The sequence below is a fragment of the Frankia sp. CcCS3 genome (genome assembly GCF_977927575.1).
Genome location: NZ_CDWRCL010000178.1, coordinates 1 through 8689 on the forward strand (window position 1 = coordinate 1; position 8689 = coordinate 8689).

At 72.0% G+C, this 8689-nt stretch carries 11 protein-coding genes; 3 read left to right on the forward strand and 8 right to left on the reverse strand.

Annotation, left to right across the window (positions count from 1 at the left end; genetic code table 11):
- The coding region (locus AC08OQ_RS14725; protein WP_476612122.1) for an anti-sigma factor family protein at nucleotides 1-509 on the reverse strand (509 nt) is incomplete at its 3' end.
- A complete protein-coding gene (gene sigE / locus AC08OQ_RS14730) occupies nucleotides 506-1339 on the reverse strand; it encodes an RNA polymerase sigma factor SigE (RefSeq protein WP_476612123.1) in 834 nt (277 codons plus the stop codon). The genes sigE and AC08OQ_RS14725, both read right to left, overlap by 4 nt.
- Before the next feature lie 138 nt (nucleotides 1340-1477).
- On the opposite strand from sigE, the gene AC08OQ_RS14735 reads away from it, so the two are divergent.
- Nucleotides 1478-2131: an O-methyltransferase gene (locus AC08OQ_RS14735; RefSeq protein ID WP_011438208.1), complete on the forward strand. Its 654-nt coding sequence runs from the start codon at nucleotides 1478-1480 to the stop codon at nucleotides 2129-2131.
- A 154-nt stretch (nucleotides 2132-2285) separates the two neighbouring features.
- Entirely contained in the window at nucleotides 2286-3005 is a 720-nt protein-coding gene (locus AC08OQ_RS14740) for a hypothetical protein (protein WP_476601547.1), read from the forward strand.
- Between the two features lie 75 nt (nucleotides 3006-3080).
- Here AC08OQ_RS14740 and AC08OQ_RS14745 read toward each other — a convergent pair whose 3' ends face one another.
- From AC08OQ_RS14745 to AC08OQ_RS14755, 3 genes are all read right to left on the reverse strand, one after another.
- The gene (locus AC08OQ_RS14745) at nucleotides 3081-4754 is read right to left on the reverse strand and encodes a leucyl aminopeptidase family protein (protein ID WP_476601546.1); all 1674 of its coding nucleotides are present in this window, start codon (nucleotides 4752-4754) and stop codon (nucleotides 3081-3083) included.
- Between the two features lie 94 nt (nucleotides 4755-4848).
- Nucleotides 4849-5016, reverse strand: coding sequence for a DUF3117 domain-containing protein (locus AC08OQ_RS14750; RefSeq protein WP_007511639.1), 168 nt, complete (start codon nucleotides 5014-5016; stop codon nucleotides 4849-4851).
- A 262-nt stretch (nucleotides 5017-5278) separates the two neighbouring features.
- Nucleotides 5279-5641, reverse strand: a complete 363-nt coding sequence (locus tag AC08OQ_RS14755; protein WP_476601545.1) for a DivIVA domain-containing protein — start codon at nucleotides 5639-5641, stop codon at nucleotides 5279-5281.
- A gap of 54 nt (nucleotides 5642-5695) precedes the next feature.
- On the opposite strand from AC08OQ_RS14755, the gene folP reads away from it, so the two are divergent.
- Nucleotides 5696-6598 (forward strand): dihydropteroate synthase, encoded by a 903-nt coding sequence (gene folP / locus AC08OQ_RS14760; protein ID WP_476596203.1) that lies wholly within the window; start codon nucleotides 5696-5698, stop codon nucleotides 6596-6598.
- 90 nt (nucleotides 6599-6688) lie between these two features.
- On the opposite strand, the gene AC08OQ_RS14765 is transcribed toward folP, so the two are convergent.
- From AC08OQ_RS14765 to AC08OQ_RS14775, 3 genes are all read right to left on the reverse strand, one after another.
- Complete coding sequence (locus tag AC08OQ_RS14765) at nucleotides 6689-7288, reverse strand: LOG family protein (protein ID WP_462188603.1); 600 nt, start codon at nucleotides 7286-7288, stop codon at nucleotides 6689-6691.
- Nucleotides 7285-8115, reverse strand: coding sequence for an LOG family protein (locus AC08OQ_RS14770; protein ID WP_462188604.1), 831 nt, complete (start codon nucleotides 8113-8115; stop codon nucleotides 7285-7287). The genes AC08OQ_RS14765 and AC08OQ_RS14770 overlap by 4 nt, the downstream gene beginning before the upstream one ends.
- Nucleotides 8116-8414: 299 nt before the next feature.
- A partial coding sequence (locus AC08OQ_RS14775; protein WP_476612124.1) for an FAD-dependent oxidoreductase occupies nucleotides 8415-8689 on the reverse strand: 275 nt, incomplete at its 5' end.

Below are 8689 nucleotides of genomic sequence, written 5' to 3' on the forward strand. Positions count from 1 at the left end.
GCCTGACCCAGATCACGCGCCGCCCCGCCGGTGGCTCCAGGCGCCGGTCGAGCGGCGAGCCTGGGCGAGGCGGGACGAGTGCCGGCGCCCGGGCGAGGATCGGAGGGGGGCTGTCGGAGCTCGGCGGAACGCGGCAGCAGGGCCGGTACTGTCACCGTGAACGCCCCGGGACGCCTGGCCGGGTCGAGACGGGTGGGGCCCCGCCTGTCCGGCGCAGGACGGAACTGGGAGCGATGGGACTGTGGGGACCACTGGGGCTGTTGGGGCGAACCCGGGGAGGACGCGGGCACCGCGGCCGGACCGCCCAGGCTGAGCAGCCAGACCGCGAGGCCGCCAGGAAGATCCGGGCCATCGAGGGCGACCAGCCGTGCCTTGACTATCCGCAGGGCCGCCACCTCCCGCTGGCACTCCCCGCAGCAGGCAAGATGCGCGAGCGCGCGGTCGCGAGCGTCATGATCGAGCTGATGGTCGATGAGAGGCGAGATCCGATCGCCGAGATGCTCGGTCACGCCCGCCGCTCCCGCGGAGCACCACCCTTGCTCCCGGCGGCGACAGGCCCATGCCGTCCCCCGCTTCTGAGCCGCCCGTCGTCGCCTCGGCCCCGATGCGGTCTGGTCGTGCCCGGCGGCGACGCGTCCGCCTCGGCGAGCTCCGCCGCCGGCCCGACGGCGGGCTCCGCGGCGAGAAGGGCGTCGTCCGAGACCGCCACGGCGGCGGACAACGCGGCACCGTCACCGGTACGTGGCGCGCGATCGGCCAGCGCCGCGCGCAACATCGCCCGACCGCGCGAGATCCGGCTGCGCACTGTGCCCAGTTTCACGCCCAGCGTCTGAGCGATCTCTTCGTAGGAGAGCTGCTCGATGTCGCATAGCACGACGGCGGCCCGGAAGTCGGGCGGCAGAGCGGCGAGCGCGGCCTCGACGTCCGCGTCGAGATGAGCCTCGGCGTAGACCGCCTCCGGGCTCGCCTCGCGGCCGGCCAGCCGCTCGGTGTCCTCGGGCAGCGCATCGAACCGGATCTTCTGCTGGCGACGCATGCGATCGAGGAAGAGGTTGGTGGTGATCCGGTGCAGCCACCCCTCGAAGGTGCCGGGGGTGTAGTCCGCCAACGACCGGAACACCCGAACGAACACGTCCTGCGTCAGGTCCTCGGCGTCGTGGGCGTTACCGGTGAGGCGGTAGGCGAGGCGGTAGACCCGGTTGCCGTGCTCACGGACCACGTCTTCCCAGGAAGGAGGAACCCAACCAGGAGCTTCTGCGGTGGCGGCGACGCCGGCGGCGTCCGAGCCCGCCCCGGGGTCCTGAGCAGCCACGGCCGCCTCTCGGTCGGTTCGCGTCAAACGTACCCGACGAGCCGGCCAGGGAGCGGCGAATCCCGCTGCGGACACCGACGTTTCTCCCCTCGATCCTCGACACGATGCGCGTTGACCAGATGAACGCGCGTCCCTGGTCTCCCGTTCCCGTAGGCTGCGGAAGTCATGCCGGACACTGACATCGGCGAGCTCGAGTCCGCCGCCGCCTATGCAGAGGGCTTCCTGCTGGAAGACCCGATCCTTCGCGCTGCCCGCGCCCGAGCCGAGGAGGTCGGGATCGTCCCGGTCAGCCCGGGTACCGGCGCGGTCCTGCGCTTCCTCGCCGCCGCCGTGGGCGCCCGCGCGGTGGTCGAGATCGGCACGGGTACCGGGGTCTCCGGTACCTGGCTGTTGCGCGGGATGCGGCCCGACGGGACCCTGACCACCATCGACGTCGAGGCCGAGCACCTTCGGCTGGCTCGGCGCACCTACGCCGACGCGGGGATGACCCCGGGGCGCAGCCGGCTGATCACCGGCCGCGCCCTCGACGTTCTCCCCCGCCTGACCGACGGCGCCTATGACCTCGTGTTCTGTGACGCGGACCGGCGTGAGGGCACCGAGTACCTCACCCAGGCCCTGCGGCTGCTGCGGCCGGGCGGCGTGGTGGCGTTCGCCAGCGTGCTGGCCCTGGCTCAAGGCCAGGCCACCGGCCCCGAGGCGGTGGCGGTCCGCGAACTCGCCACGGCTGTACGTGACGATGTGCGGCTCACCCAGATGCTCCTCACCACCGGCGGTGGCCTCCTGGTCGCCGTGGTCGCCAAGTCCTCCCCGGTCGGCTGAGCAGACACCCCGGCCGGCTGGCCAGGCACCCCGGTCGGGGTGACCGGTCCGCGGTAACACGATCGGGGCCAGCTGATCGTGCCGGTACCCGGTGGCTCCTCGGTGGACGCGTAAGGTGCGCTTAAGCGTGACATTCCTACGCCTTGGGGAGTAAATGGCACCGGCCGCACAGGAGTACCGGCGCTATGACGTCTACGACGGCGACCACGGCAACTACGGCGACTTCGACGCCTATGACAGCCGGGCCAGGGACGCCTATGACAGCCGCGCCGAGCCGCCGCCCGCCCCACGTGAGAGCCTGCTGCCCTACATCACGTTCGTCCTCGTCGTGGCGGTCCTGGCCGGGATTGCCGGTTACACGCTGAAGCGCCTGGTGGGGCCGGCGCACGGCGCGCGCTCCGCCCACCCGGCCGTACCGGGCGCCACCCCCTCCCCGACGGCCGTACCCACCCCGTCGGCCGCGGGAGGCGGCCTCGCCGGCCTTACCGCCGAGCAGGTGGCGATCCGGCTGGCCGGCGCGGGCCTGCCGCTGCACACCACCGTCGTCTACACCGCGGCCAGCGACCCCGATCGTCTCCTGGGCCGGGCGAACGGCTACACCAGCAGAATCGCCTTCAGCGATCCGCGAGTGGGCGTCAACGAGGTCTCCGGGAGCCCCGCGGACGCGATCGAGCGCGGCGGCGCGATCGAGGTCTTCGCGGACGCGGAGAGCGCGCAGCGGCGGGCGACGAAGCTCCTCACCGTCACCGCCGACAACCCGCTCGTCACCGAGTACGTCTTCGTCCAGCGCACCGTGGTGCTCCGGGTCTCCCTGGTCCTCTCCGAGGACATCGCCCGGGGATACGAGGCCGTGCTCCTGCGTCTCGCGGCCTGACCTCCCCTTCGCGGCCCGGCAACACCCAGGGGTACCCGGGACACGTCTGGGGGTTCCGGGGTTCCGGGGTTCTACTCAGGCCGCCGGTGCCTGGGACGGCCCACCCGACAGCCAGGTCAGCAGGGTACGCACCCCCCACCCGGTGCCGCCCCGGCTGATCTCGCCGTCGTCGGCGTCCGACCGTGCGGTGCCCGCGATGTCCAGATGCGCCCAGGGCCGCCGGCCCGCGAACTCCCGCAGGAACAGCGCCGCGGTGATGGAACCGCCCCCGACGTCCAGCGCCCGGCCGATGTTGGCGAGGTCCGCCACCGGCGAGTCGATCGCCGCCCGGTACTCCTCCACCAACGGCAGCCGCCACACCCGTTCCCCGGCGCTGTCCGCCGCGGCGGACAGCGCCGCCGCCAACTGGTCGTCCGAGCTGAACAGCCCGGCGGTGCGCCGGCCGAGCGCCACGGCGATCGCTCCGGTCAGCGTGGCGAGGTCGACGATGACATCCGCGTCGAGCGCGCCCGCGGCGTAGGCGAGGCCGTCCGCCAGCACCAGGCGACCCTCGGCGTCGGTGTTCAGTACCTCCACCGTGGTCCCGCCCCAGCAGGTGATGACGTCGCCGGGACGCATGGCAGTCGCACCGATCATGTTCTCCGCCAGGCAGAGCAGACCGGTGACGCGCCCGGGCACGTTCAACGCCGGCAACGCGGTCATCGCCCCGAGCACCGCCGCCGCGCCCGCCATATCAGTCTTCATGCCGGCCATCGGGACGGCCGGCTTCAGGGAGAGCCCACCCGAGTCGAAGGTGATTCCCTTCCCGACCAGGACCCGGTGACCATCGGTGAAGCGGCCCGCCGACGAACCATCCGGCCCCGCTGACCCGGTGGATCCCGCCAACCCGGCCTCGCCAGAAGTCCGCGGTGGCCCGTGATATTCGAGTTTGACCAGGTAGGGCGGCCGAGGGGAACCCTCACCGACGGCGCACAACCCCCCGAAGCCCTGCGCCGGAAGATCGTCGGGGCCGAGCAGGGTCGCGTCGAGACCCGCCGACGCGGCGATGCGCACGGCACGGTTCGCCAGCCACGCGGGTGACTTCACCAGACTCGGCATGTTGACCAGATCGCGGGCGATGTATACCCCGGTGGCCACCGCCCGCGCGGCGTCGACCGCGGCCGCCGCCCCAGGCTCGTCCGCCCGACCGGTGAGCACGATGACGTCGCCGGGCACGCCGTTCTCCGGCCCGGGCCGGCCGGCCGGGTCGGGCACTCCGCCAGCCGGGTCGGGCACTCCAGCAGCCCGGTAGGCGCCTAGCGCCAGACCTTCGGTGAAGGCCCTCAGGCCCGGATCGCCGGGCTCCGCCACCACCGCGAGCCGGTCCGGTGCCCCGGCGCGGCGGGCGAGCGCGGCGCCCGCGGCCCGCCAGTCACCCGGTTGACCGGCGCCGATGCCGACCACGAGCAGCCGGGTCGGCCGAGCCGTCCGGGCCAACGGCACCACCAGCACCGAACCCGCATCACCGCGCAGGGACTCGGACTCGACCAGCAGCGCGAGATCCAGTCCTAGATCGGCGCCGACGCCGCGGGCAGTCTCATCGAACACGGGTCCGTTCTCGGACGACGCGAGGACCAGGGCGACGGTCGCGGGCTCGACGCCGGCGGCGGTGGCGGTGGCGGTGGCGGTGGCGGACCGTAGGGTGACGCTGAGAGGAAGCCTGATGAGCCCGTCGATCGCCGGGCCTGGCGCGGAATCAACGATGCTCATGCCGGCCTTCTCGCCGGGACCGCCGGACCACGACGGGACCCGGCTGCCGCGGGACAGGCGCGAGGACAGCGCACACGGACGGACACACGGACGGTTAACCGACCGCGGTCTTCAGGGCATCCCCCAGCGCACTCGCCTCGTCGGCGGTGAGTTCCACGACGAGCCGACCGCCCCCCTCCAGCGGGACACGCATGACGATGCCGCGCCCCTCCTTGGTCACCTCGAGCGGACCGTCACCCGTCCGCGGCTTCATGGCCGCCATCGGTGCACCTCTTCCTGCCGTCGGACCTGCATCTGACGACGATTATCCCGTAGACCGGACCGCAAACCGAAACACGTCTCTGCGCGGCATCACAACAGTCGCCCGCCGCAACATCGAGAGGTGGGCGTCGATGTTGACGGCGGCGCCTGTACGTGTCCCTGCGTAGGCCAGATCGACCGGCTACCAACAGTCGATTGTAATGCCACAGACAGTCGGCGGATGCCACAGACAGTCGGCGGATGCCACGGACAGTCGGCGGCGATCACTCGTCGATCTGTGGCGAGCGAGTAACCCGATGCCCGTCCGGCGATGGCGCGGTGTCGACGCGCGCGAACGCGGCCAGCCGGACCAGCTCCTCGTCCCGCCGGGCCAGCTCCTCGTCCCGCCAGGCCAGCTCGTCGGCCAGCCGAAGCAGGACGGCGTCAACCTCGGCCATCCGGTAACCACGCAGCGCCATCCCGAACCGCGTGCGGGCAATGTCGCCGGCTGTTACCGTACCGACAGGTAGTCCGGTGGGAGCGCCGTCCGGCGGCGCCGGGGCGAGCCAATCGAAGCGACCGACGGCCAGCGCGGCCACCGCGAAGACGACGGCGGCCACGATCACAATTTCGATGACGAGCACCACGCATCCGATCGTGCCACGGCCCGCCGATCGCGGTGATTCTGGCAGGCTGGCCCGGTGCATGCCGACGCTGCCCACCCGGCCCCGCTACGGCGGGATCCGCTACGACTGGGTCCGCGGACCTTCGAGCCGACCGAGCTGATCGTGATGGCGATCGTCAACCGCACCCCGGACTCCTTCTTCGACCGCGGGGCGACGTACGGTGCGGCCGAGGCGTTGGCTGCGGTCGACCGTGCGGTCGACGAGGGGGCGGGGATCATCGACATCGGCGGGGTGAAGGCCGCGCCCGGCGGCGAGGTGAGTGCGACCGAGGAGCTGCGCCGCGTGGGTGGCTTCGTCGCCGAGGTCCGGGCCCGCCACCCCCGGCTGGTCATCAGCGTCGACACCTGGCGCGCGCAGGTCGGACGGGTCGTCGCGGGTGAGGGCGCCGACCTGCTCAACGATGCCTGGGGCGGGGTGGACCCGGCGCTCGCCGAGGTCGCGGCCGAGTTCGACGCCGGTCTGGTCTGCACCCACGCCGGCCATCTGCCGCCGCGCACCCGGCCGCACCGGATGGTCTACGACGACGTGGTCGCCGACATCGTCGCCACCACGGTGGGGCTCGCCGAGCGGGCGGTGTCGCTCGGGGTCCGGCCGGATGCGATCCTCGTCGATCCCGGGCACGACTTCGGCAAGAACAGCCGCCACTCCCTCGAGGCCACCCGCCGGCTGCCGGAACTGGTCGCCACCGGGTGGCCGGTGCTCGTCGCGCTGTCGAACAAGGACTTCGTCGGGGAGACCCTGGACACCGGCATCGACGAACGCCTGGAGGGCACGCTGGCCGCGACCGCGGTCAGCGCCTGGCTCGGGGCCCGGGTCTTCCGGGCGCACCAGGTGGCGGCGACGTGGCGGACGCTGCGGATGGTCGCGGCGATCCGGGGCGACGTCGACCTCGCCGTCGCCCGCCGCGGCCTCGCCTGAGGACCGCCCTCGCCTACCCAGCCAGCTCGCCTATCCAGAGGGATTTTTCGGACACGAAACCCTCTGGATAGGCAAGGAACAGGAACGGGCTCAGTCGCCCTCGACGATCTCCCGCAGGGTCGGGGGCGGGGGCGAGGTGACGGTCGCCTCTGTCACACCCGCCTCCAGGAAGTCCACCGCCTCGCCGATGCCGGTCGCCCAGCAGAGGGTGTCCCGGGCGCGCGGGCGGACGAACCCGCGGTCGACCATCTCGTCGACGAGGATCCGCAGGTGGGCAAAGACCCCGTCGGGGTCGAGGACCACCACGGGCTTGGTGTGCATGCGCAGGACCCCGGCGACCCAGACCTCAAGCAGCTCCTCAAGGGTGCCCAGGCCCCCGGGCAGAGCCAGGAAGGCGTCCGAGCGCGCGTCCATGAGCGCCTTACGCTCCCGCATGGTCTCCGTGACGATGATCTCGTCCGCGTCCAGGTCTCGGACCTCCATCGCGACCAGCGCCCGCGGGATCACGCCGACCGTGTAACTTCCGCCGGCCCGCGCCGCCCGGGCGATCGCCCCCATGCACGACACCGAGCCTCCGCCGGAGACCAGGGTGTGGCCGCGCCGGGCAAGCTCGGTGCCGGTCTGGGCCGCCAGCAGGACGTACGAGGGGTCGATCAGCTCGGAGGAGGCGCAGTACACGCAGATGTTCACGGAATATCCATACCTGCGGGCCGGGTGTGCCCGGCGGTTCCCTCCAGGATGATGCGCACGGCCTCGTGGATGCCGTCGGTGATCGAGAGGATCTGCAGGTCCCGCTCCTGGACCAGGCCGGCGGGCAGCAGGGTCGTCCGCATCCAGTCGACGAGTCCCGACCAGTACTCGGAGCCGATCAGCACCACTGGGAACCGGGTGACCTTGCCGGTCTGGACCAGAGTCAGCGCCTCGAACAGCTCGTCGAGCGTGCCGAACCCACCGGGGAGGATCACGAACGCCTCGGCGTACTTCACGAACATCGTCTTGCGGACGAAGAAGTAGCGGAAACTGACGCCGAGGTCGACCCAGTCGTTGAGCCGCTGCTCGTAGGGAAGCTCAATACCGAGGCCCACCGACAGGCCGCCGGCCTCCTGGGCCCCACGGTTCACCGCCTCCATCGCGCCCGGCCCCCCGCCGGTGATCACCGCGAAGCCGGCCTCGGCGAGCGCGGCGCCGAGCAGCCGGCCCTGCTCGTAGAACGGGCTGTCCGGGGGAATCCGGGCCGAGCCGAAGACGGTCACCGCCCGTGGCAGTTCGGCGAGCAGGCCGAAACCCTCGACGAACTCGCTCTGGATCCGCATGACCCGCCACGGGTCGGAATGGACGAACCCCGAGGGGCTGCGGGTGTCGAGCAGGCGCTGATCCGTGGTGGAGTGCTCCACCTGGCCACGCCGGGCAATGACTGGCCCACGGAACTGCTCCGGCGGCGGGATGCGGCGCTCGCGGCCGGTGGTCGGTGGCTGGGCACCGACAGGTGCGGGGTCGGAACCCGCAGAGCGTCCCACGGGCGTGTCGTCAGAAGAAGGCGCGGCGCCATCCTCCTCAGCAAGCGGTAGGGAGGGCGGCTCCGGGCTCGAGGACGGTGTCACGACGGCACCATAGGCCACGGCTCGGGCGTTGCGGGATGACGCCGCCCACGTCGGTGAAGCCGCTCACGCCGGTGGATCAGGACGCCCCCTCGCGGCGCAACAAGGCGAACACCGTGCGCCGGAGGACGTAGAAGTCCTTCGACTTCCCTTTTCGCGCGCATCAGTCATGTATCAGTCATGTGTCAGTGCGGGACACGACACGGGCCAGCACGGCGTCACCCCTCGGCAGCCGGCAGTGGAACGCGCACCCGCTGCAACGCGGCGCGGATGTCGGAGTAAGAGACGTCCTGAACGGCGACGCCCTGGCGAATCCCGCTTCCGGCCGCGATCGCCGCCGTCTGGCCGAGCATCATGAACACTGGTTCCATCCGCAGGGAGCACCAGGCGACGTGCGAGGAGGAGACGCAGACCGGGACGGCGAGGTTCACGCACTCCTGGCGGCGCGGCAGAATCGAGCGTAGCGATACCGGCCACGGCCCCGACGCGGGAA

Coding starts and splice junctions, on each gene's coding strand:
- AC08OQ_RS14735 (WP_011438208.1), top strand. CDS start 1,478: ATGCCGGACACTGACATCGGCGAGCTCGAGTCCGCCGCCGCCTATGCA.
- AC08OQ_RS14740 (WP_476601547.1), top strand. CDS start 2,286: ATGGCACCGGCCGCACAGGAGTACCGGCGCTATGACGTCTACGACGGC.
- AC08OQ_RS14745 (WP_476601546.1), bottom strand. CDS start 4,754: ATGAGCATCGTTGATTCCGCGCCAGGCCCGGCGATCGACGGGCTCATC.
- AC08OQ_RS14750 (WP_007511639.1), bottom strand. CDS start 5,016: ATGGCGGCCATGAAGCCGCGGACGGGTGACGGTCCGCTCGAGGTGACC.